Raw genomic sequence first — 21,428 nt, 5'->3', positions numbered from 1 at the left:
AATCAACTTCAACAAGTCGGGTACTCGCATATACCCCTAAAGTTAAGGTTATCCATTCGTCTTCCCAACACCTGTGGGCTCCAGCCGAGTGACCGTTATTACCCGGCCTCCGGCCGAAGTGAAGTATAGAACCAGTGCGAAAAGGGTGTCATGCTGAGCTCATTGAAGCATGGTGGGCAGGCCTTTACGCGAGCCCTTCGACGGGGCTCAGGGTGACACCCTTGCTTTTTAAACATTTAGGAAGTTTAGCTTAACCCCTGCAACCGCACCAGCATGGGTTTTCGGTACATCTGCATATCTCGCCGCCGGCGCAGGTAATGCTTGTAGCGCAGCCGCCCTGGTTAATGCTGCAGGTAGGACCGCTGGCACCGCCTGTTACATTTTTTAATTGTGTTCTTGTCAGTACTTCGGTAACGCCAAGCCCCAACGCTTTCAATTTTAAATTTTTCATGATTTTTGTTTTAAATGGTGGTTCATTTACTTACTCTTAAAAGTAAAGCGGTAATGTTACTTTATAGTAAATTGACCATGGTGTTTTTCTACAAATGTTCAGAACTTATAGAAAAACGTCTGTTTCACATTGTCAAAATAGTCACATAAATAAAACATCATCATAAATGAATGAATATTTATTTATCTTTGAGACGTTATGCGATTAAGAAATACAGATAAGGAAGAATTGGTAAAGCAAAAAGCTATTGAGCTCATCATCAAAGATGGTTTAGAAGGCTTTAGTATGAATAAACTGGCCAGGGCCTGTAATATTTCGGTAGCTACGCCTTATATATATTATAAAGACCGCGACGACCTGATCATGAAAGTGGCTATGGAGGAACTGAGGGTGATGGAAGAAGCCTTTATCAAAGACTTTGATCCGGAAGAGCCATTTGAACAAGGCTTGCGTAAGCAATGGGAAAACCGTTACCGTTACGCCAGGGAAAACCCCGGGATGAACCAGTTTTTTGATCAGCTGCGCAGTTCAAGTTACCAGGAAGAGTTTCTTTCGGGCTTTATGACCGGATTTATCAGCGCCATGACCAGGTTTATGCACAATATTACAGCGCGTGGCGAGATAGAAACTATGCCTTTTGAGGTTTATTGGTCAATCGCGTTTGGTACTTTATACAACCTCATCCGCTTTGATATGGAAGGAAAAAGCTTGGCTGGTAAGCCCTTTAAAATGACCGACGAAATACTCTGGAAGGCGTTTGACCTGGTTGTAAAATCTCTAAAAAAGTAAAACTGATGGAAACGGCTATAGATTTTAATCACATCCTCCTGTTTAAAACCAACATCAGCAGCAATAAGGGTAAACAACGGCTGCATTCCATACTGGATAAGCATCCCGCGGTACAATGCTGGAATATTGACATGGAGGATAGCGACTATGTATTGCGGATCATATCAGAAACACTGTCGCATACACAAATTATTGAAATCATAAATCATCATGGCTACCAGTGCTGTGAACTAACTTAAATTACATTATGGACAATCAACAACCGGTAGCTTTTACAGGTTACCAAAAACTCATTATATTTTTACTGGCTATCACCCAGTTTACCGTGATACTTGATTTTATGGTGATGTCGCCCCTTGGCGATATATTGATGAAATCACTTAACCTGAAACCTTCAGCCTTTGGTATTGCCGTATCGGCTTATGCGTTTAGCGCGGGTATATCGGGCTTGTTAACCGCCGGCTTTGCCGATAAGTTTGATCGTAAAAAGCTGCTGCTATTCTTTTACCTGGGCTTTATTGCCGGTACTGTTTTTTGCGGTTTGGCACAATCTTATGCCATGCTGGTTGCCGCGCGTATCATTACCGGTCTGTTTGGCGGGGTTATCGGTTCCATATCTATGGCTATTATTACCGATCTGTTTGTCCTGCAACAACGCGGACGGGTGATAGGTTTTGTACAGATGGGCTTTGGCGCAAGTCAGGTTCTTGGGATTCCTATCGGTCTTTATTTAGCGAACGCCTGGGGTTGGGAAGCTCCATTCTGGATGGTGGCCCTGTTAAGCATCAGCATTGCGGCCTTAATAGCCATTAAAATGAAACCTGTGATAGCGCATTTACTTATCAAAACCGAAAAATCGGCTTTTAAACATTTGTTACACACGGTTACCAAAAGCAATTATCGCATAGGCTTCGCGGCTACAGCGTTGCTTTCTATAGGTGGTTTTATGATGATGCCTTTCGGCAGCGCTTTCGCTATCAATAACCTGGGATTAACCAACGGGCAATTGCCTATACTGTTTATGGTATCGGGCTTGAGTGCATTGGTAATTATGCCATTGGTAGGTAAACTGAGCGATAAGATCAGCAAGTTTAAAATATTTGCAATTGCCACCACATGGATGATGTTTATGTGCGTGTTGTATACCAATTTGGGGGTTACCACGTTTCCGATGGTTATTTTTTACAATATATTAATGATGATGGGCGTGATGAGCAGGATGATACCTTCATCGGCCTTAACCAGCGCTATCCCCGATATGGCCGATCGTGGCGCCTTCATGAGCATCAACTCCTCGTTACAGCAAATTGCGGGTGGTGTTGCCGCTGCGGTTGCGGGCATGATCGTAACGCAGCCAGGCAAAGGCGCGCCGCTGCAGCATTATAACATAGTAGGCTATGTAATTGTAGGAATATCCATCATCGCCATCCTTTTAATGCGGAGGGTTGATAATCTCACTAAAAAGAAAGTCGAAAGCGGCAAGTCGATCATCCCCGATGAAGTTATAATTTTGGAAGGGTAATTTTAGCCGATGGTTAGACATAATGAACAATTAATATCCAAAAAGGGGCTGTCACCTCTTTTTAGCGCAAGTCTTGTGTGGCGAACTTGTGGGTAAAGGCTGACTTGTGACGTCAATACCTGGTATATAAGCACAAGTCATCACCCCACGGACCCACACAAGACTTGCGCTATAAGGGGGCTATTACTCTTTTATTGGAACTCCGGTCTGTTTTATTAAACGGAAAAAACAGAACAAACCGACCGTTTGGTATGTTTTATTTGAATGTCAATTTTTTAATACTTTTTAAACTTTTTAAAACACATCAAAACCGTGTCGAAATTTGTTAAAAGTGTTAAAGTGGAGATTTTTTCGAGCTGTTTTTGGACTGTTTTTGATCGGTTTTGGGTCCGAAAGTGTTAAAATTGAAGGTTTAAAAAGTCTTGCCGGGGGAGAAATTTAACCGTTAGAACACTACTTTTTTTTCGTCGACTATCTCTTTCAAAACAGCCTGAAGTACCACGGCATTCCAGTCTTTGGCAAAACTGCGGCTTTTGTACTGTTTTTTATTTTTGCGGTTATAGATCATAAAATAGTTGTAGTAATTGCTGATGCCAACTTCGCTCCATTGCAAAATGTTGAGCGCGTCCCAGCCAATGCCATTGGGGTGAAAGTAGATGCCGCAAAGCTCAAAAGTTTGGTTGATTTTGTACAGGTCATAATAGTAATTGTACTGATTTACAAAGTAATAGCGCCACAGCTGGTGGATGATTTCTGACCAGAGCTGATCATACAGTTTTTTACGGATACTATAATAGCTGCCCAATTTTATACTGACCACCTTTTGCTGATCGGTTTGAATTTCAATAAAATATTGCCTGCCAAAGGTAAAAGCGTATCCCCGTATCCAGCTAACGCCATACCGGAACCCGGTAATGGTTTCAGCAGGTATAAAATCAGGCGACTTTAAACCCGTGGGTTTTTCGATAATCAGGCTTTCTGTTTTAAACGTCAATATCTTACTCGTTTTTTTACTTAGCAAAGCCGGAATCTCAATAAGGCAGGTGTTATTATTCATTGCTATAAAAATAAGCATCTGTTACAAAAATTTACTTAAAAGCAAAAAATAAATTAATAATGCGCACACTGCAGTTTTATAAAAAGCATAAATTAGCCATTCAAATTTCCTGATGCAAAAAGATACACCAAATAAAAATAATGTTCTGCTCAATATCCTTGGTATCGGGTTAATAACCGGAACGCTCGATGGTTTGGCCGCACTACTGTTGAACTATAAAATACAACCGACCATCATTTTTAAATTTATAGCCAGCGCCGCATTTGGGAAAGCCGCCTTTAAAGGTGGCGCCGAAATGGTTGTTGCCGGCATAGTGTTCCACTTCCTGATAGCTGTTTTGTTTACCAGCGCTTTTTACCTGTTGTATCCCTTTTTTAAAAAAGGACTCAGGAATGCTTACTTGATAGCTGTTTTGTATGGCTTTACTGCCTGGATCATCATGAACCTGGTGGTTATCCCCATTACTCAAAAAGCATTCCCGGTGATTAAACTGTCAGTTTTGATAACAGGTATAGCCATCCTGATCGTGTGCCTGGGGCTACCCATAGCGTTGATAGCCGACCGCCATCTGAAGCAGGGAAAGTTCAAGATCTTATCGAAAAAATAATCTGTGTAAAATAAAAGAGCCCGGTATTTGCATACCTGGGCCCTTTTAGATTTAGAATTAATTAAACAAACGATTTTTATTGCGGCATCAACACACCGTTAAGGCCATGTATAACACCATTGCTGGCCATGGTATCAAATGATATCACCAGGGCCGCGTTTCCTTTAGCATCGGTGATCTGCAGGTTGCTCTTGTCGTTAACCGATAACGTTAGGGAGTCACCATCAATGGTTTTTAAAACAGCCTTGCCTTTACCGGCGCCCAGGGCCTTAATGATATCGGCTTTAGTATATTTACCTGCTACCACGTGATATTTTAAAACTTTGGCCAGCTTGGCATGATCCTTCATCAGGTCGTCCATTGTGGGTTTGGGCACTTTACTGAAAGCTACATCATTTGGTGCAAAAACGGTAAATGGTCCGGCAGCTTTTAAGGCTGCTTCCAGATCGGCGTTCTTGATGGCCAGGGCCATTGGAGCAAAAGTGGTTGAGCTGGAAAGTACACCAACCACATCGCCTGATGCTGCGGATGGAGCAGCAGTTGAGGCAGGAGCGGTTTTATTAGTTGTATCGCGTTTAGTTGTATCTTGTTGTTGTGTTTGGGCAATTGCATTGGTTGATAAAAATCCGATAGTTAGTGATGCAATGGCAATTAAAACTGACTTTTTCATGTTCATTTTTCTTTTGATTTTGTTAGTAATTAGCATGTAAATGAGTAGCAGTTTCTCTTATAAATTATCGTTTAAATTAATAGTTTATTTCAATTTGCGTAGGTTTATAACTTATAATTACAATAAATGTTTTTTTAATAATTAAAAAACATGGCTAAGTCGCTAAAAAAGAGGAAAATAAAAGTTGTACGAATTACACGAATTGGGGAAAACTACACGAATTTATCAAGGCTCAAGGGATGAGTTACATAGTATGTTTAGTAGTGTGGTGCCATTTAATGAATTGACGTTTGGCCTATATATTTATAAAAACCTGGTTTATACTTTTTTGAGGAATAAAACATAAAAAAGCCCGTGATCAATCACAGGCTTATTTTATATTGATGTAAGCGGTTACTTATTGACCCTGTGCCAATGTATAGCCGATTTTGCCATCAAAGTTCATCAGGAATTCAACAGAGCAAACTTTAGCCAGTTCAGAAAAATCGGCCGCGATGTGCAGCAGCTCTTTCTGGGTGATCTCTTTACCCGCTTTCTTTTCAAAACGTACCCGGTACTCGTTAACCAGCTCGGTATAAATAGAGCCTGTGGGCCAAACCTGTGTGCCACGGTTGGATATCATCACCAGCTCAAAATTATCGGTCAGTACCTTTTTTGCCATTTCGGCCAGTTCATTAGGTTGTACCCTGGCTTCCACAAAAACATCAACACCGATCATCTCTTCTTTGATATTTTTGGTAACGGTAAGTTTGTTTTTTATGGGTTGCAGATGACTCACCCTGGCTTCAAAATCAGGGTTTGAAAAAGCTCCGCCGTTTGCCGGTACCTGGCCTATATTGGCAATAATGGCATCGGTAAAGGCATTGGTATTGGATGCTGGGATAGCTTTGTTACCAAAATCGCCGGTATGTACGCCTTGCTCTAAAGTATACAACAGGGCATTTTCAATATCTGCCGCGTTTTTGGAAAAGCCTAAAAAACGTAACATTGAAATACCTGAAAGCAGCAAAGCGGTGGGGTTGGCAATGCCTTTGCCTGCGATATCCGGAGCGGTACCGTGTACAGCCTCAAATATGGAAATATTATCGCCAATGTTGGCCGATGGTGCAAAGCCTAATCCGCCGACAAGGCCTGCGCAAAGGTCTGATACGATATCGCCTTGCAGGTTAGTTAAAACAATGGCTTCGAATGTTTCCGGACGGGTTACCAGTTTCATGCATAGGTCATCAACAATAATGTCTGATGACTCTATCTCAGGATATTCTTTGGCTATCTGCTGAAAAGTTTCCAGGAAAAGGCCATCGGTCAGCTTCATGATATTGGCTTTATGGCCACAGGCTAATTTTTTTAAGCCTTTGCGTTTGGCCATTTCAAAAGCGTAACGGATAACCTGTGCCGAGCCGGGGCGCGTGATGATCCGACGACCTACAGCAACGTCATAAGTAAGCAGGTGCTCAATGCCGCCATAAGTATCCTCAATGTTTTCGCGGATAATAGTAAGGTTAATAGGGATGCCGGCTTTAGAAAAAACGGTATCGACACCGTTCAGCGTACGGAAATCGCGCTGATTGGCATAAGTATTCCAAACTTTACGGGCAGTTACGTTGATGCTTTTTACGCCTTTGCCCTTTGGGGTTTCCATTGGTCCTTTAAATAATATGCCCAGGGTTTCAATGGTTTCCTTTGCTTTAGCCGTCATACCGGTGGAGTGTCCCGCATCAAAATACAACTTGCCCATCTCCACAAATTCATACTCCAATGGTACATTATTGGCCTCAAAAACTTTAAGTACGGCCTGCATTATCTCTGGACCTATTCCATCGCCATTGGCTACTGCTATTTTAGTTCTCATTGAAATTATATTTATGTAAAAACGGTGCAAAGGTAGCTGTTTTTGGGGTATTGCGGGGCAATGAGCTTTGTTGTAATCCAATTTGTGACAATAGGATTAAAGCTTTTCGAACTCATATGTGTTTCTTTGCAGCCATAATGTCGGTGCTTAACCGGGCTTATTTATTATATTTGATATCAAGATGAAAATAATTCCTAAACAACTTTTCAGGGTCTTCTTATTCTCAGTTATCCTGTCTATAGCTGCCGTTTGCGTTTATTACAATATATCGCAAAAGAGCGATGATTATACCAAGACATTGCCCAAGATCATGGAGAATGTCACCTTTTTAAATATTATCATTTTTGTAATGACACTGCCTGCCATGTTCCTGGTTAACCCTCCGTATTGGAATAACCGCATTGTGCGTTTTCTGCTGTATTTTGGAGGGTCGGTAGTGTTTATTATTACTGCCCTGAGCATGAGAATAAGTCCTCCAGTTAGAGTGGTTTACCTGATGACAGGCGGTATATTCCTGGTTGTACACGCCATTTTTTATTATTTGCTGGTTAAAAAGCGGTAGTTGATATAGATGTTGAAGCATTTTATGGCTTTTTGAAAGATTTCAGGTAAACTTGCATCTTCAACATGAAAGCATTCTACGGAGATTTAAAATTAGGTATCCTGGGCGGTGGCCAGCTTGGTCGCATGCTGATACAACAGGCCATAAATTATAATGTTACCATAAAAGTTCTTGACCCTGATCGGGAAGCGCCTTGCCGTAAACTCTGCGACGAGTTTATCATAGGTTCGTTAAGCGACTATGAGACTGTTTACAATTTTGGTAAAAATGTAGACATGATCACCATCGAAATAGAAAAGGTGAATGTTGACGCTCTTGAACAATTAGAAAAAGAAGGAGTGATGGTTTATCCGCAGTCGCGCATTATCCGGCTGATACAGGATAAGGGACTACAGAAGCAATTCTTTAAAGAAAATGGTATCCCTACGGCCGATTTCCAGATCATATCATCGCCACAGCAATTACAGCAAAGCTTTATACCGTTCCCGTACATTCAAAAGCTGCGTAAGGACGGTTATGATGGCAAAGGGGTTTATAAAGTAGCCGACGAAAGTTATTTGCCCGGAGCATTCAAAGAACCCAGTCTGATTGAGAAATGGATCGATTTTGAAAAAGAGATAGCCGTAATCGTTGCCCGGAATGAAAACGGCGATGTAAGTACATTTCCATTGGTGGAAATGGAATTTAACCCACAAGCCAACCTGGTGGAGTTCCTGATATCTCCATCAACCTTACCTTTCGAAATACTGGAACGTGCCGAACAGGTGGCTAAAAAGATTGCCGAGAGCCTTAAAATTGTAGGCATATTGGCCGTTGAAATGTTTTTGGATAAGCATGGTAAGATACTGGTGAATGAGCTTGCACCACGTCCGCACAACAGCGGCCACCAAACTATTGAAGGTAATGTAGTTTCGCAGTTTGAGCAGCATTTAAGAGCTATATTCAACCAACCATTGGGTGATACCGCCTGCCTTAACAACGCCATTATGGTGAATATTTTAGGCGAGACGGGTTATGAAGGCCCGGCCATATACCAGGGCATCGAAAAGATATTGAAAATGCCGGGTGTATATGTGCATTTGTATGGAAAAGCTTTAACAAAACCGTTCCGCAAAATGGGGCACGTAACCATTGTTGATGCTGACCGGAAAAAAGCCATTGAAAAAGCAAGATTGGTGCAGCAGACACTAAAGGTGATTAGTTAAATTTGGTTCATAGTTGATGGTTCATAGTTCATAGTAAAACAGGTCATTAGATATTCAATAAATAAAAAATAAATGGCATTTAGGTTTGAAGATCTTCAGGTGTGGCAAAAGGCCATGGACTTAGATGAACAGATCAACCAGTTGACTAAAACCTTTCCTAAAGAAGAAATTTATATCTTAATATCTCAAATTAAAAGGGCTGCAGATTCGGTAGTGTTAAATATAGCTGAAGGCTCAACGGGGCAAAGTAAAGCTGTTTTTAAAGTGTTTTTAGGCTACTCACTAAGATCAGCAATAGAAGTTGTGAGTTGTTTATTTATCGTAAGAAGAAGAGAATATTTGAAAGAAGAGGATTTCAAAATACTATATAATGAATATGAGGTATTGGTAAAAATGATCACAGCACTCAGAAATTCAGTCTGAAGGTTTTTTACCATGAACCATGAACCATGAACCATGAACAATAAAGAACCAAAAGTAGCCATCATTATGGGCAGCAAATCCGATTTAAGTGTGATGCAGGATGCCGCCGATGTTTTAAAAGAATTAGGTGTGGAGTATGAAATCACGGTAGTATCAGCACACCGCACGCCCGACAGGATGTTCAGTTACGCCCGTGCTGCTGCTGATAGGGGCATTAAAGTAATTATTGCCGGCGCTGGCGGTGCCGCGCATTTGCCGGGTATGGTGGCTTCGTTAACGCATTTACCCGTGATAGGTGTGCCTGTTAAATCAAGCAACTCTATTGATGGCTGGGATTCGATATTGTCCATATTACAAATGCCAAATGGTATCCCTGTAGCTACCGTGGCCCTTAACGCCGCAAAAAACGCAGGTATTCTGGCCGCGCAAATACTCTCCACTGCTGATGAATACCTGGTTAAAAATCTCATCGACTTTAAAGAAGACCTGAAAAAGAAAGTAGAAGATTCCGCAAAGGAAATGGAAGGGTAGTTTTAAGTCATAAGTCTTGAGCCTTTAGTACTAAGTCATTTTTAATTGAACTTAAGACTAAAGGCTCAAGACTTAGAACTTAATTCAAAGCCGGGTTCTCCGGAAAATTGGCGATGTGGGCATAGCGCTGGCCCAGACCTATAACAACCTCTTTCCAGAGGTTTTGCTCATCATTGGAAAATAATGTTTCTGATTTGAATTTTTCGGCAACTATCCAGCTGTCCTGTAATATTTCTTCGTCGAGCTGCTGAGAAGTCCATCCGGAATATCCTGCAAAAAACTTAATCTCGTTTTCGGTTAATTGGTAATTGGATATCAGTTCTTTTGCCTGTTCAAAATCACCGCCCCAAAATACACCTTCGGCTATTTCAATGCCGCCTTCTATTTTTTCGGGGCAGCAATGCATAAAATGCAGGGTGTTTTTGGCTACCGGTCCGCCGTCATAAACCGGCATTTCGGAGTAGGAAACATCAGGTAAAACATCGCCCAGCATATATTCACTGTGATGGTTTAAAATAAACCCCATAGCGCCATCGGCAGAGTATTCTGTTAGTAAGATAACCGATCTTTTAAAATTCGGGTCCATCATAAAAGGCTCCGAAATCAGTAAACGCCCTGCAGCGGCAGGAATAGGACTTAACATAAGGTTCAGTTTTTAAATAATACAACAAGCATAATAAAAATATGTTCAATTATTAAATTAAAATTTGTGTGTCTGCTTTCGTATCAAGGTATTAGTATTAAGATGCTTTTATACTATAAATGTTACTTTCAAAAACTGTCTTGATACTTGATACTAACTACTTGCTACTATATTTGTAAGTTTGCATTCAATGAATCAACAGGAAATACAAAATTTAAGGCAGGATTATACTGCCGCTACATTATCCGAAAATGATACCAAGGGCGACCCGATAAATCAGTTCGAACAATGGTTTAACGAAGCTTTAGCCGCAAAATTGCATGAACCCAATGCCATGACGTTGGCTACAGCTACCACAAATGGAAAACCATCGGCACGTGTCGTGTTGTTAAAAGGCTTTAATCAGCATGGTTTTATGTTCTATACCAATTACTTAAGCCGTAAGGGTAAGGAGATCACCAAGAATCCGCAGGGGGCCATCACTTTTTTTTGGGCCGAGCTGCAACGCCAGGTTCGTATTGAAGGAACAATAGAAAAATTGAGCAAGGAAGATTCTGAAAGATATTTCCACACGCGGCCAAAGGGCAGCCAGATAGGAGCCGTAGTTTCACCACAAAGTCAGGAGATTGAAGGTCGTGAGGGGCTGGAAAAAAAATGGAGTGAGTTGGAAGCAGAATATGAAGGCAAGGAAGTGTCCAAACCATCATTTTGGGGAGGCTATATCCTGAACCCGCAACTGGTTGAATTTTGGCAGGGCCGGTCAAGTCGTTTGCATGACCGTATACTGTATAAAAAAGTTGATAAAAAAAGCTGGAAAAAAGTACGTTTGGCACCATGATGTTTGACGATATTAAACAACTGCTCATAGAAAAATTTGGCGAAGCCGTAATTACAGGCGAAGAAACAGGTGGGCTGCAATCTGCTCTATTAATCAACCCTGATGATATTACAGTGGTATGCCTGGAATTGCGTAATAATCCGCAAACCTATTTCGATTTTTTATCGAGCCTTAGCGGCGTGCATTACAATGATGAGGATAACCGCTATGGCGTGGTTTATCACCTGGCATCTATACCTTATAAAACACAGCTTACGTTAAAAATAAGCAAGCCGCATGACCGGGAAAGCACCGAATTGCCTGAATTTAAAAGCATAACCAGTGTGTACCGTACAGCCGACTGGCATGAGCGAGAGGCCTATGACTTGCTCGGTATCTTTTTTGAAGGTCACCCCGATCTTCGCCGGATATTATTACCCGACGATTGGGAAGGCTTTCCGCTCCGGAAAGATTATAAAAATGCCGAATATTATAAGGGAATCAAGATAGATTAAGCCCCCTGCCCCCTAAAGGGGAGCTTTTGAATGTGCGGATTTCAGATGTGCGGATATGCAAATGATCAGTGTTAAACAGAGTATTAAAAGCATCTGCACATCTGAAATTTGCACATCTGCATATTTTTGCTCCCCTTTAGGGCGTTGGGGGGCTCAGCTTAGTTTCATTATAATACTTCAGCAGCTTATCAATATTCTTTAGCCCATATTGATGTGCATGTATTTTCTCGACCACATCGGGATCATCGCCCATAATATCGGTCATAATATCTTCAAAATTCTCGTCGGTAAGCTGTTTCATTTCGGCGGTATTGGCGCCATAGTAATAAATGGTTTTGCCACCGTTACGGCCACGGCCGCCACCAAGGGATATGCCTATACCACCGCCTATACCGCTGCCATAACCTCCGGTACCTACGCCCATGCCAACTCCCGGCGAAATACCAAAACCGCTTCCACCACCGCCACCTTTCCCCCCCTGGGCAACATAAAGCTTAGTAGGTTCGTCTATCACAACTTTTACAAAATCGGTCTCTTCTTTACCCCAGGCGCCATTCTGAGGGGCGTGGGCTACTACAAAGCTATCTTTAGCCACGATGAATGACCGCAAGTCGCTGGCACTTAATTTATAAGGATTGTTTTTTTCGGTTTCTTTAAATTCAATAAAACCTTCATCTTTTATAGGTCCTTTACCGGGAGGGTTAAGCCTGATAAAACCGGTTTCGCGGTTGCCTTTTACATCGGTAAAAGTACCGGGCTGCCATTTTTGAGCCTGTGCCGATGTGAAGCTCAATACGATTAATGAAAGAAGTATGGTAATACGCATAGCGGGTTAAAAAACAGAGAACGTAAATTTAAAACATTTTAATATGACGGATACATATTTGTTACACGCATAAAATACATGGATGATTGTAAAATTGAACGCATATCATTTAGATTTGAGCATCTAAAATAGGAATTAAAAATTATCATGCAATTAACTGTTGATTTACGCAGCGATACGGTTACCAAACCGACACCAGGTATGCTCGAAGCCATGTGGAGCGCCAAAGTAGGCGATGATGTTTTTGGCGAAGACGAAACCGTTGCCGAGTTGGAAAAGAAAGCGGCCGCAATTTTCGGCATGGAAGCGGGCTTGTTTTGCCCCTCGGGAACTATGACTAACCAAATAGCTATTAAATGTTTTACACAGCCCTTAGATGAGCTGGTTGCCGACCAAACTGCACATGTGTACAGGTACGAGGGTGGGGGCATTGCCTTTAATTCAGGTGTATCCACCCGTTTGTTAAACGGGTACCGGGGCATTATTACTGCCGAAATGATAGCGCCCGAGATCAACGCCGAAAATATCCATTACCCCCATACCAGCTTAGTGGTGTTGGAAAATACCGTAAATAAAGGTGGGGGCAGCTGTTATACGCTGGCCGATATTGCCCCTATTGCCGAGCTTTGCCGCTCCAAAGGCTTGAAGCTTCATCTGGATGGCGCTCGTATATTTAACGCTCTGGCCCATACCGGCGATAAAGCCATCGACTATGGTAAATATTTTAATGGGATATCTGTTTGTTTATCAAAAGGACTGGGTGCGCCGGTTGGCTCGGTTTTACTGGCCGATGCGGCAACTATCAAATATGCCCGTCGTATCCGTAAGGTTTTGGGTGGTGGATGGCGGCAGGCCGGTTTTTTGGCGGCTGCAGGTATCTATGCACTCGACCATCATGTAGAGCGGCTTAAAATTGACCATGCTCATGCCGCTATTTTGGGCGACGAGCTAAGTAAATTATCCTGGGTAAGTAATGTACTGCCCGTAGAAACCAATATCGTGCTTTTTGATACTGTTGAGCCAGCGACAGCGGTACTGGCCAAGCTGGCTATACATGGTATTAAAGCCATAGATACCGACAAGCACCGCATCCGTTTTGTAACGCACCTGGATGTTCACCCGGATCAAATAGAACACGTTATTAAAGTGTTAAAGAGTTTTGAATAGGGAAGCAGGAGAAAGTATTCAATCAAAAGCCCGGAGTTTTTAAGTTCCGGGCTTTCTTTTTGAGCCATTAAATTAAAACACACAATTCGCCCCGCATAGCTCAAAATTCATGAATGGCTTATTTGATTACCGGCACGGTTAAGGAAATGTCCAGGTAATCGGGCGAACCATTTTTAGTGATGCCGAAATCTTTGGTAATTACTTTAAAAGTACCTTTAAAAATGCCCTCGTTTCCTTTATCATCAAATGTAAAATGGATAGTAACAGGCTTAGTAACACCCTTTAAAGTAAGCTTGCCGTTGGCATCATAACCCGCATTGGTTTTGCTCACAGCACTTGATGTAAAGCTGATGATGGGGTAATGGTCCACATCAATAGCATCCTTAGAGTGGCTGGTTTTAATAAAAAAACCTGTGCTTAAAGTAGTAGCATCAATAGTGGCCGAGATCCTTGCGTCTTCAGGATGTGCTTTATCGAATTCAATATTCGCTTTTAAACCCTGAAATTCCCCATGAATTTTACCGTTAGAGAATTTTATTTCATAAGGATCTTTTACCTTCCAGGTAGTGGCCGCAATAAAGGCCGAAATGCTGATGAATAATATGATCAGCGCGGGATAGACAGTTTTTTTCATGTGAATATTTTTTTGATTTGATATATAACCCCGTTTAAATGATGGTCGTTACAAAAAATACGATGGCTTTGAGTAATAGGTTGCCTGCACTAAAAAAATCATGCTAAGTCATTTTATATGGCTATTAATTAAAAAATAAATAAGAGGGGAGGCAACCTATTTGCAAATGAGATAGTAATGTATATAAACAGTGTTTACTAAAAATTATTACAAATGAAAAAACTATCAAAACTAATAGGTGTAGCTTTTATGGCAGCTATTTTGTTTTTTGCAACCAACGTAAAAGCGCAAACTACCCCGGCCAAAGACTTTGTTTTAAGCTTAGGCATTGAATCGGGCCTTCCGACTGGAGTTGCCAAACTGGGTACAAACTTTAGTCTTGGCGGAACCGCACGCCTGCAGTACGGTGTTACTAATGATCTTGCTATCACCTTTACTGCCGGTGGTTATCACTTTTTCCCCAAAAAAATACCCGGACAGGACAGAAGATATCAAAGCTATGGTGAACTGCCTATAAAAGCCGGTGTTAAGGAGTTTTTTCTGCCCAATGTATATGTAGGAGGTGAAATTGGCGTGGCTTTTGAAAAACTGGAAGGTCCGGATTGGGGGCCTCGCCGTTTAGATCTGTCACCTAACCTGGGTTATGCTACCAAACACTGGGATTTCGGTATTCATTATGATTACCTTACCCATAAGGAAGATCATCTGGGTATATTTGCCGTACGGGTAGCTTATGGCTTTGGATTATAATTTTGCTATCTGATGATATACACAAAAGGGAAGGCATATCATGACTTCCCTTTTGTGTATTACGGAGTAAAGGTTTACTCATAACTCATTGCTCAAAACTTCTTTAGTCTACCTGAACCTATTTTGATAATCTATGATCCAGCCTGGGTATTCAACCGGGAGTGCGCTTACTTCATTGATCTTTTTCAGATCATCATCAGATAATATAATCTCGGTCGATTTAATATTATCCACCAGCTGATCATTGTTTTTTGCACCGATGATGGTACTGGTGATCCCTTTTTGCAGGCGTACCCAAGCCAGCGCAATCTGCGCGGCCGATGCGTGATGCTGTTTGCCTATTTCTAAAATTACATCAATAATATCAAATGCCTTTTCCTTATTTATCGGCGGGAAGTCAAACGTCGCTCTTCGCGATCCTTCGGCGTTTTGATTGTCGCGGGTAAATTTGCCCGATAAAAAACCACCTGCTAATGGGCTCCAGGGCATCATAGCCATATTTTGGTCGATAGCTACCGGCAATATCTCTCTTTCAATATCTCTGCCTGCCAGTGAGTAAAAACATTGCATACCTACAAACTTGTGCCATCCATTTTTTTCGGCAATTCCCATGGCTTTCATCACCATCCAGCCGGGCCAGTTACAAACGGCTACATAACGCACTTTGCCACTTAAAATAATATCATTTAATGAGCGCATGATCTCTTCCACTGGGGTATGATAATCCACACCATGCACATACAATATGTCGATATGATCCAGCTGCAGGCGTTTTAGGCTGGCATCAACCGATTGGAATATGTGATATCGGGATAAACCTCCGCTGTTTTGTCCCTGGTTTAAAAAAGCCCGTACTTTGGTGGCAATAACCAATTGGTTACGGTCAAGCCCTACATCTTTGATCGATTGACCCAACAGTGATTCAGACTCGCCAAACGAATATACATTGGCAGTATCAATAAAGTTGATGCCCGAGTCAATAACCGTTTTCATAATATCATTAACCTCTTTTTGCTGGGCCTTGCCGATTGCCTCATACAAGCCGGTACCGCCAAAGGTCATAGTGCCAAAGCAAAGCTCGGAAACCAGCAAGCCGGTATTCCCTAAAAAATTATATTTCATCAATTAGTGGTTTTTGTTTGATGTGAAATTAGTTAACAAATCGAATGATTGTAAAATATAACAACATTATTAAGTAAAAGTTGATTCGGGTATTTCAGCTCCCTTGCCTGCTCATCAAAACTTAATGATCAAGGCTTTGTTGTTCCAACTATATGAACCGATTGCTGCAAAAACTGGAAAAAATTGGTCGTGATCCCAAGGTCACCGCAAAAGCGGTCGGATTAAGATATGTGTCAGATTCATCGCCGGGCTATACCCGCAAAAGGTCGGGTAAAGGATGGAGTTTTTACGATGCCGGGGGCAATTTGGTAAAAGATAAGGAATTGATAAACAGGTTTACCCGGTTGGTGATTCCTCCGGCCTATACCCAGGTATGGATATCACCCTATGAAAACGGGCATTTGCAGTTTACCGGTATCGACGCTGCCGGGCGGAAACAATACCGCTATCACCCCGGGTGGAACAAGATCCGCAATCAATCCAAATATTATCGCTTGCAGACTTTCGCATCTTATTTGCCTGTGATACGGGAGCAGGTAGATAAGGACCTGGCCAGGCACAAACTCGATCATGAAAAAGTAGTAGCCCTTGCCGTACGCCTCATGGAATTAACCAGTATCAGGGTAGGAAACGAAGCATATCAGAAATTGTATGGCTCTTTTGGACTTACCACGCTGCAAAACCGGCATATTAAAATTGAAGGAGCAACTATCAGGTTTGAGTTTAAAGGTAAAAAGGGTGTGCAGCATAAAATAAGTCTGCAAAGCCGAAAGCTGGCCCGCTTGGTAAAACAATGCCGTGATATACCCGGAAAAGAGCTTTTTCAATATTATGACGAAAGCGATGAGCGCCACAGTATTGACTCCGGTGATATAAACAATTACCTGAAAGAAATTACCGGCGAAGATTTTACAGCCAAGGATTTCCGTACATGGGCAGGCAGCGTAAGCGCCTTATACGCGTTTAAATCGGCTGGTGAATTTGCCAATGCAACCGAGTGCCGCAAAAAAATTGTAAGCGTAATTGACGAAGTGGCTGTTACTTTAGGAAACACCCGTTCGGTCTGTAAGAAATATTATGTACATCCATTGGTGATCAAAAGCTATGAGGATGGCACCCTGTTTAAATATATTAGCGAGCTTGATGAGGATAAGGATGAAAAGGCCACCCAGCTTAACCAGGCAGAAAAGGCATTGCTTAACCTGCTTGAAACAGAAAAACTGGCCGAAGCCAGTTGATATATTATTGTGATCGGTAAGCGAATGTTTTTTATTAATCAACCTTCTTTTTAGTGGTTATTATTATAACACCATCTTTAGCTTTATTGCCGTATTTCTTGGTGGCGTCATCTCCTGTTATCACGTCTACTTTTTCTACCCTGTCTGGATTTATATTTTTTAGCGCCGCTCCTGTTGTCTCAGTTCCATCAACCATGATTAAAGGATTTGAACCATTATCAGCGGTAATATGGATGCCCTTGTTACTGCTTACTGAGATTCCGGTTGTAGATGACTGGCCATTGGTAGATGTCTTTGAAATAGATCTCAGTGTAGTCAGAGATTTTTTTAGAGGGGCTATAGAATCATCAGCACTGACAGCAGTATGGGCGCCATTTACATTAGTTGAGGTTTTAGTAGAGAAGGTGGTAGTAACCTTGGGGTCGGGTTGAACTTTAAAGCCGGTAACCACAATCGCGTCTACCTTCGTATCAGGATTAACTTTATATCCGTTTAGTACAATGTCGTCTGTTTTTGCTGATTTTTGCAAACGTGCTTTTCCCTCGGGCGAATCTTTGGTAATAACAAGTATTACACCAGCATTTCTTACATCATCACGATTAACATATGTGGGCAAGCGGTCTACATGATCGCCTTTTAATACATTAACTTCCGCTATATTATCTGGATCAATATTTTTAAGACTGCCTTTTACACCATTGATATAACAAACCACAGAATCTTTATTGTTTTTATCGCCGATAATAAGCACTTTTTTGATAGTATCTGGTTTTACAACCGGCAAAACTTTAGCTGTCTGTCGGCTTACCTTTTTAAGCTTTGGAAGCGGCGTATTACCCGCCGGATTAGGTAGAGCGGCAACAGTGATGATGTTTTCAAGCGGCTTCACAGCGTTGACCAGCTTTACCCGGATAGGTTTGGCAAAATCGGCCTTTGATATGCTGAATACCAGCAGCAAAGTAATCACCGCGGGTACAAGGAAAGCGTATCGCGTAAGGTTTATTTTCGAAGATCTTTTAGCGTTCATCATGATAATGCGTTTTTTGATGGTTGATATATTAAAATGGTTCACTATACCAGGTTGTTGGTTGTTAAAGCTTACCGAAACCAGGCTATATTGATAAGTTTTACTGTCGATGCCATGGTTCAATATTTTGCGGTCGGTTATAAACTCTACGTTTTCACGGATAGCTTTTTTCATGAGCCAGATGCCCGGGTTAAACCAGTAAAAAATACTGCTTACTTCGGCCAGCAATATATCAGCGGTATGCCATTCGTTCACGTGTATTTGCTCATGCAATAATATAGCCTTCAGGTCGGCAGGTTCATGTTTTGATGGGTTCACAAAGATGCTTTGCCAAAAAGAGAAAGGCGCGGCGTCTTTGTCCATGATCCGTACCTGGTGATTATTAATGGTAGCCGGTTTGGAGCTTTTATATAATCTGTACAGCGAGAATAACTGTACCACCAGTTTAAGAGCCAGTATGTAGGCACCCAACCAAAAAATAACCTCGGCCCAGCGCCAGTAATCGGGCTGGCTCATCGATTTTACCAGTACCGGCGCCTGCCAGTTAATGATCACTTTTTGTACCGGTTTAACCAATTCTTCATGCCGCTGTAAAAAGGCCGAAAGATTGAGCCATGGGTACACACTGGCAAATACGATAGCGGCAAGCAGATAAACGCGGTTGAGCGTATAAAAAGTAAGCGGCCGGAGTACCAGGTAATAACCCGCGCAAAATAATAACAGGGCAATATTTACTTTAAGTAAAAAAACAAACAATGCTGGCATGTTAGTAGGGTTTATTGTTTTTCAATTAGTTTAATGATCTCCTGCAGATCGCTGGCGCTTATCTTTTTTTCATTGGCGAAAAACGTAACCAGGTCTTTGTATGAGTTTTGGAAGTAATCGCTCACAAAGCCGCTCATAAAGCGTTTTTTATATTCCTCTTCTTTAATAATAGGGATATAACGGAGCGAATTGCCCATTTTTTCGCTTTTTAAAAATTCTTTGCGCTCCAGGTTTTTAATAGTGGATGCCAGGGTGGTATAAGGAGGTTTGGGTTCCTGCAATTGTTCCAGAAAATCTTTAATAAAACCAGGGCCGCATTGCCACACGGCCTGCATGGCTTCTTCCTCTTGCTGCGATAATTTCTCCATTGTATTTACGATTATTTCGTAAATCTACGAATATTTCGTAGATGTGCAAATTTATTTTAAAAAGTATCTGAACCGGAATTTATAGAATGAATATTTTAATTGTTATTCTGCACGATGGTTTAGATGGCAGGGCAAATTAGTTGATCAAATTCTGAAAATTCTTTAATTCTACAAATTCCAGTTCAGACAATGTTTTAATAATTATTATCTTTAACACACAACATAGTATAAAACATAAAACGCTTATTGAAAACAATTACCCGCAGAGACTTTTTAGGTAAAGGAGCTATGCTTGCCGGTGGGACTTATCCTGCTATGATGGCCCTGGGTTTGTTACGCCCGGCACCCGCTCATGCTTTTAATTTGGAAGGTAGTGGCAAAGGCAAACACATCATTATATTGGGGGCTGGCCTTGCGGGCATGACCTCTGCCTATGAACTGAATAAATTAGGTTACCAGTGCACCATACTGGAGGCGCGCCAGCGTGCCGGGGGGCGTTGCTGGAGTATCCGCAATGGCAGTACCCACCAGGAGATCGATAAGCCCGCTGTAACTGCCCGTTTTGACGATGGTCTGTATTTCAACGCCGGACCGTCGCGTATACCACACAACCATGAGCTTACTCTTCACTATTGTAAGGAACTGGGTGTACCCATACAGGTTTATAATAATGTAAATGAAGGTGCCTATTATTTTGCCGAAGGCAGGGGGCCGCTGTCGAACAAAAAAGTACGAGTTAGGGAAGTCCATAACGATATCCGGGGATACATGACCGAAATGCTGGCCAAAAGTATTGATCATGGCAGCCTCGACAGTAACCTGACCAAAGAGGATGGCGAAAAGATCATCGAATATTTAAGAGCAGAGGGTGGTTTAGATATCGATAAACTATATAAGGCATCGGCACGAAGGGGCTACGCCGAATCGCCGGGAGCAGGGGACAAGCCGGGTAAAATTGCCGATCCGCATAAACTGGCCGACATTCTGCATTCGGGCTTAATGGATCCTGATTTTTATAATGTTGCCGAATATACTTATGAGTTGCAGATGACGATGTTCCAGGCCGTAGGCGGTATGGATCAGATAGCTAAAGCGCTGGAGAAAAAAGTAGCGCCATCTATAAAAATGGGAGCCGAAGTTACGGCTATAAACAATTTGGCAGAGGGTGTAAAAATTATTTACAAAGATGCACAAGGCGAACATCAGCTTACCGGCGACATGTGTATTTGTACCTTGCCGCTTCCTGTTTTAAGTAATATCAGTAATAATTTCTCGGGCGATGTAAGCAGGGCTATTGATTATATCGGGTATAACTCAACGGGTAAAATAGGCTTGCAGTTTAAGCGCCGGTTTTGGGAAGAGGATGAACATATTTATGGCGGCATTACACATACCAATAACGACCTGACACAGATCTTTTATCCGTCCTATGATTATCTCGGAAAAAAAGGTATCTTAATAGGATATTACAACTTTAATGAAAAAGCCCAGAAAACAGGCGCTTTAAGCTATGCCGACCGCGAAAAATTCGCGCTGGAAAAAGGCAGACTCATACATCCACAGTACGATACGGAATTTGAACGCTCCTTTTCGGTAAGCTGGCACAAGACCAAATACAATTTAGGTGGATGGGCCGTTTACACTACCGAAACGCGTAAAAACCAGTATCCGGTGCTGCTGAAACCGGACAAGCAGGTTTATTTTGCCGGCGAACATTTAACTTATTTAAACGCCTGGATGGCCGGGGCATTTGAATCGGCCAGGAGCACAGTGGCCGCCCTGCATGCCAGGATGAGCGAACAAGGTATTCAATATAATAGTATCAAGTAGTATAATAATAGTATCAAGTAGTTAGTATCAAGTATCAAGATTTTTTGATGAGTTTAA

Annotated in this window: 24 protein-coding genes; 14 read left to right on the top strand and 10 right to left on the bottom strand. The window is 41.9% G+C overall.

Annotated features, from left to right (window positions below):
* Positions 1–250: 250 nt before the first annotated feature.
* Complete coding sequence (locus tag AB6735_RS02910) at positions 251–451, bottom strand: hypothetical protein (RefSeq protein WP_370994326.1); 201 nt, start codon at positions 449–451, stop codon at positions 251–253.
* Positions 452–649: 198 nt separating this feature from the next.
* Between AB6735_RS02910 and AB6735_RS02905 the strand changes: the two genes are divergently transcribed.
* Genes AB6735_RS02905 through AB6735_RS02895 form a run of 3 tightly spaced genes read left to right on the top strand, consistent with a single transcriptional unit; the run spans position 650 to position 2,762 of the window.
* On the top strand, positions 650–1,240 hold the full coding sequence (locus AB6735_RS02905; RefSeq protein WP_370994325.1) for a TetR/AcrR family transcriptional regulator: 591 nt from the start codon (positions 650–652) through the stop codon (positions 1,238–1,240).
* A 5-nt stretch (positions 1,241–1,245) separates the two neighbouring features.
* Complete coding sequence (locus AB6735_RS02900; protein ID WP_370994324.1) at positions 1,246–1,479, top strand: hypothetical protein; 234 nt, start codon at positions 1,246–1,248, stop codon at positions 1,477–1,479.
* A gap of 8 nt (positions 1,480–1,487) precedes the next feature.
* Positions 1,488–2,762, top strand: a complete 1,275-nt coding sequence (locus AB6735_RS02895) for an MFS transporter (RefSeq protein ID WP_370994323.1) — start codon at positions 1,488–1,490, stop codon at positions 2,760–2,762.
* A gap of 445 nt (positions 2,763–3,207) precedes the next feature.
* Here the strand turns inward: AB6735_RS02895 and AB6735_RS02890 are convergent, their stop codons facing one another.
* Positions 3,208–3,819 carry a hypothetical protein gene (locus AB6735_RS02890; RefSeq protein WP_370994322.1) on the bottom strand — a complete coding sequence of 204 codons (612 nt, stop codon included), beginning with the start codon at positions 3,817–3,819 and terminating at the stop codon, positions 3,208–3,210.
* A 112-nt stretch (positions 3,820–3,931) separates the two neighbouring features.
* Here AB6735_RS02890 and AB6735_RS02885 point away from each other — a divergent pair, with 112 nt between their 5' ends.
* Positions 3,932–4,426, top strand: a complete 495-nt coding sequence (locus AB6735_RS02885; protein WP_370994321.1) for a hypothetical protein — start codon at positions 3,932–3,934, stop codon at positions 4,424–4,426.
* Between the two features lie 76 nt (positions 4,427–4,502).
* Here the strand turns inward: AB6735_RS02885 and AB6735_RS02880 are convergent, their stop codons facing one another.
* Positions 4,503–5,096, bottom strand: a complete 594-nt coding sequence (locus AB6735_RS02880; RefSeq protein ID WP_370994320.1) for a fasciclin domain-containing protein — start codon at positions 5,094–5,096, stop codon at positions 4,503–4,505.
* A 397-nt stretch (positions 5,097–5,493) separates the two neighbouring features.
* Positions 5,494–6,948 (bottom strand): NADP-dependent isocitrate dehydrogenase, encoded by a 1,455-nt coding sequence (locus AB6735_RS02875; RefSeq protein WP_370994319.1) that lies wholly within the window; start codon positions 6,946–6,948, stop codon positions 5,494–5,496.
* 181 nt (positions 6,949–7,129) lie between these two features.
* Here AB6735_RS02875 and AB6735_RS02870 point away from each other — a divergent pair, with 181 nt between their 5' ends.
* The 4 genes from AB6735_RS02870 to purE all read left to right on the top strand — a co-directional run bounded on the left by AB6735_RS02870 (position 7,130) and on the right by purE (position 9,669).
* Complete coding sequence (locus AB6735_RS02870; protein WP_370994318.1) at positions 7,130–7,510, top strand: hypothetical protein; 381 nt, start codon at positions 7,130–7,132, stop codon at positions 7,508–7,510.
* Positions 7,511–7,575: 65 nt separating this feature from the next.
* Entirely contained in the window at positions 7,576–8,715 is a 1,140-nt protein-coding gene (locus AB6735_RS02865; RefSeq protein ID WP_370994317.1) for a 5-(carboxyamino)imidazole ribonucleotide synthase, read from the top strand.
* Positions 8,716–8,787: 72 nt separating this feature from the next.
* Entirely contained in the window at positions 8,788–9,138 is a 351-nt protein-coding gene (locus AB6735_RS02860) for a four helix bundle protein (protein WP_370994316.1), read from the top strand.
* Positions 9,139–9,171: 33 nt separating this feature from the next.
* The gene (gene purE / locus AB6735_RS02855; RefSeq protein WP_370994315.1) at positions 9,172–9,669 is read left to right on the top strand and encodes a 5-(carboxyamino)imidazole ribonucleotide mutase; all 498 of its coding nucleotides are present in this window, start codon (positions 9,172–9,174) and stop codon (positions 9,667–9,669) included.
* Between the two features lie 79 nt (positions 9,670–9,748).
* Here purE and AB6735_RS02850 read toward each other — a convergent pair whose 3' ends face one another.
* Entirely contained in the window at positions 9,749–10,312 is a 564-nt protein-coding gene (locus tag AB6735_RS02850; RefSeq protein ID WP_370994314.1) for a YqgE/AlgH family protein, read from the bottom strand.
* A gap of 190 nt (positions 10,313–10,502) precedes the next feature.
* Between AB6735_RS02850 and pdxH the strand changes: the two genes are divergently transcribed.
* Both pdxH and AB6735_RS02840 read left to right on the top strand, forming a co-directional pair.
* Positions 10,503–11,150 (top strand): pyridoxamine 5'-phosphate oxidase, encoded by a 648-nt coding sequence (pdxH, locus tag AB6735_RS02845; RefSeq protein WP_370994313.1) that lies wholly within the window; start codon positions 10,503–10,505, stop codon positions 11,148–11,150.
* Positions 11,147–11,644 carry an NADH-quinone oxidoreductase subunit C gene (locus tag AB6735_RS02840; protein WP_370994312.1) on the top strand — a complete coding sequence of 166 codons (498 nt, stop codon included), beginning with the start codon at positions 11,147–11,149 and terminating at the stop codon, positions 11,642–11,644. The genes pdxH and AB6735_RS02840 overlap by 4 nt, the downstream gene beginning before the upstream one ends.
* A gap of 136 nt (positions 11,645–11,780) precedes the next feature.
* Here the strand turns inward: AB6735_RS02840 and AB6735_RS02835 are convergent, their stop codons facing one another.
* Positions 11,781–12,470: a hypothetical protein gene (locus AB6735_RS02835; RefSeq protein ID WP_370994311.1), complete on the bottom strand. Its 690-nt coding sequence runs from the start codon at positions 12,468–12,470 to the stop codon at positions 11,781–11,783.
* 147 nt (positions 12,471–12,617) lie between these two features.
* Here AB6735_RS02835 and AB6735_RS02830 point away from each other — a divergent pair, with 147 nt between their 5' ends.
* Positions 12,618–13,637, top strand: a complete 1,020-nt coding sequence (locus AB6735_RS02830) for a low specificity L-threonine aldolase (protein WP_370994310.1) — start codon at positions 12,618–12,620, stop codon at positions 13,635–13,637.
* A 118-nt stretch (positions 13,638–13,755) separates the two neighbouring features.
* Here AB6735_RS02830 and AB6735_RS02825 read toward each other — a convergent pair whose 3' ends face one another.
* Positions 13,756–14,271 carry a YceI family protein gene (locus AB6735_RS02825; protein WP_370994309.1) on the bottom strand — a complete coding sequence of 172 codons (516 nt, stop codon included), beginning with the start codon at positions 14,269–14,271 and terminating at the stop codon, positions 13,756–13,758.
* 213 nt (positions 14,272–14,484) lie between these two features.
* On the opposite strand from AB6735_RS02825, the gene AB6735_RS02820 reads away from it, so the two are divergent.
* On the top strand, positions 14,485–15,021 hold the full coding sequence (locus AB6735_RS02820; protein WP_370994308.1) for a hypothetical protein: 537 nt from the start codon (positions 14,485–14,487) through the stop codon (positions 15,019–15,021).
* A 108-nt stretch (positions 15,022–15,129) separates the two neighbouring features.
* On the opposite strand, the gene AB6735_RS02815 is transcribed toward AB6735_RS02820, so the two are convergent.
* The gene (locus tag AB6735_RS02815) at positions 15,130–16,143 is read right to left on the bottom strand and encodes an aldo/keto reductase (protein ID WP_370994307.1); all 1,014 of its coding nucleotides are present in this window, start codon (positions 16,141–16,143) and stop codon (positions 15,130–15,132) included.
* 152 nt (positions 16,144–16,295) lie between these two features.
* Between AB6735_RS02815 and AB6735_RS02810 the strand changes: the two genes are divergently transcribed.
* On the top strand, positions 16,296–17,381 hold the full coding sequence (locus tag AB6735_RS02810; RefSeq protein WP_370994306.1) for a DNA topoisomerase IB: 1,086 nt from the start codon (positions 16,296–16,298) through the stop codon (positions 17,379–17,381).
* Positions 17,382–17,415: 34 nt separating this feature from the next.
* Here the strand turns inward: AB6735_RS02810 and AB6735_RS02805 are convergent, their stop codons facing one another.
* Both AB6735_RS02805 and AB6735_RS02800 read right to left on the bottom strand, forming a co-directional pair.
* Positions 17,416–19,173: a M56 family metallopeptidase gene (locus tag AB6735_RS02805; protein ID WP_370994305.1), complete on the bottom strand. Its 1,758-nt coding sequence runs from the start codon at positions 19,171–19,173 to the stop codon at positions 17,416–17,418.
* Positions 19,174–19,184: 11 nt separating this feature from the next.
* Positions 19,185–19,541, bottom strand: a complete 357-nt coding sequence (locus AB6735_RS02800; protein ID WP_370994304.1) for a BlaI/MecI/CopY family transcriptional regulator — start codon at positions 19,539–19,541, stop codon at positions 19,185–19,187.
* Between the two features lie 246 nt (positions 19,542–19,787).
* Between AB6735_RS02800 and AB6735_RS02795 the strand changes: the two genes are divergently transcribed.
* Positions 19,788–21,371 (top strand): FAD-dependent oxidoreductase, encoded by a 1,584-nt coding sequence (locus tag AB6735_RS02795; protein ID WP_370994303.1) that lies wholly within the window; start codon positions 19,788–19,790, stop codon positions 21,369–21,371.
* Positions 21,372–21,428 lie beyond the last annotated feature (57 nt).

The sequence above is a fragment of the Mucilaginibacter sp. RCC_168 genome, from assembly GCF_041355315.1.
Lineage (GTDB): Bacteria > Bacteroidota > Bacteroidia > Sphingobacteriales > Sphingobacteriaceae > Mucilaginibacter.
The sequence above is the reverse complement of the archived record's forward strand: the minus strand, read 5'-3'. Positions and strand labels throughout refer to the sequence as shown.

Bases quoted from the DNA above. Each gene is read 5' to 3' on its own strand.
- AB6735_RS02910 (WP_370994326.1), bottom strand. From the start codon at position 451: ATGAAAAATTTAAAATTGAAAGCGTTGGGGCTTGGCGTTACCGAAGTA.
- AB6735_RS02905 (WP_370994325.1), top strand. From the start codon at position 650: ATGCGATTAAGAAATACAGATAAGGAAGAATTGGTAAAGCAAAAAGCT.
- AB6735_RS02900 (WP_370994324.1), top strand. From the start codon at position 1,246: ATGGAAACGGCTATAGATTTTAATCACATCCTCCTGTTTAAAACCAAC.
- AB6735_RS02895 (WP_370994323.1), top strand. From the start codon at position 1,488: ATGGACAATCAACAACCGGTAGCTTTTACAGGTTACCAAAAACTCATT.
- AB6735_RS02890 (WP_370994322.1), bottom strand. From the start codon at position 3,819: ATGAATAATAACACCTGCCTTATTGAGATTCCGGCTTTGCTAAGTAAA.
- AB6735_RS02885 (WP_370994321.1), top strand. From the start codon at position 3,932: ATGCAAAAAGATACACCAAATAAAAATAATGTTCTGCTCAATATCCTT.
- AB6735_RS02880 (WP_370994320.1), bottom strand. From the start codon at position 5,096: ATGAAAAAGTCAGTTTTAATTGCCATTGCATCACTAACTATCGGATTT.
- AB6735_RS02875 (WP_370994319.1), bottom strand. From the start codon at position 6,948: ATGAGAACTAAAATAGCAGTAGCCAATGGCGATGGAATAGGTCCAGAG.
- AB6735_RS02870 (WP_370994318.1), top strand. From the start codon at position 7,130: ATGAAAATAATTCCTAAACAACTTTTCAGGGTCTTCTTATTCTCAGTT.
- AB6735_RS02865 (WP_370994317.1), top strand. From the start codon at position 7,576: ATGAAAGCATTCTACGGAGATTTAAAATTAGGTATCCTGGGCGGTGGC.
- AB6735_RS02860 (WP_370994316.1), top strand. From the start codon at position 8,788: ATGGCATTTAGGTTTGAAGATCTTCAGGTGTGGCAAAAGGCCATGGAC.
- purE (WP_370994315.1), top strand. From the start codon at position 9,172: ATGAACAATAAAGAACCAAAAGTAGCCATCATTATGGGCAGCAAATCC.
- AB6735_RS02850 (WP_370994314.1), bottom strand. From the start codon at position 10,312: ATGTTAAGTCCTATTCCTGCCGCTGCAGGGCGTTTACTGATTTCGGAG.
- pdxH (WP_370994313.1), top strand. From the start codon at position 10,503: ATGAATCAACAGGAAATACAAAATTTAAGGCAGGATTATACTGCCGCT.
- AB6735_RS02840 (WP_370994312.1), top strand. From the start codon at position 11,147: ATGATGTTTGACGATATTAAACAACTGCTCATAGAAAAATTTGGCGAA.
- AB6735_RS02835 (WP_370994311.1), bottom strand. From the start codon at position 12,470: ATGCGTATTACCATACTTCTTTCATTAATCGTATTGAGCTTCACATCG.
- AB6735_RS02830 (WP_370994310.1), top strand. From the start codon at position 12,618: ATGCAATTAACTGTTGATTTACGCAGCGATACGGTTACCAAACCGACA.
- AB6735_RS02825 (WP_370994309.1), bottom strand. From the start codon at position 14,271: ATGAAAAAAACTGTCTATCCCGCGCTGATCATATTATTCATCAGCATT.
- AB6735_RS02820 (WP_370994308.1), top strand. From the start codon at position 14,485: ATGAAAAAACTATCAAAACTAATAGGTGTAGCTTTTATGGCAGCTATT.
- AB6735_RS02815 (WP_370994307.1), bottom strand. From the start codon at position 16,143: ATGAAATATAATTTTTTAGGGAATACCGGCTTGCTGGTTTCCGAGCTT.
- AB6735_RS02810 (WP_370994306.1), top strand. From the start codon at position 16,296: ATGAACCGATTGCTGCAAAAACTGGAAAAAATTGGTCGTGATCCCAAG.
- AB6735_RS02805 (WP_370994305.1), bottom strand. From the start codon at position 19,173: ATGCCAGCATTGTTTGTTTTTTTACTTAAAGTAAATATTGCCCTGTTA.
- AB6735_RS02800 (WP_370994304.1), bottom strand. From the start codon at position 19,541: ATGGAGAAATTATCGCAGCAAGAGGAAGAAGCCATGCAGGCCGTGTGG.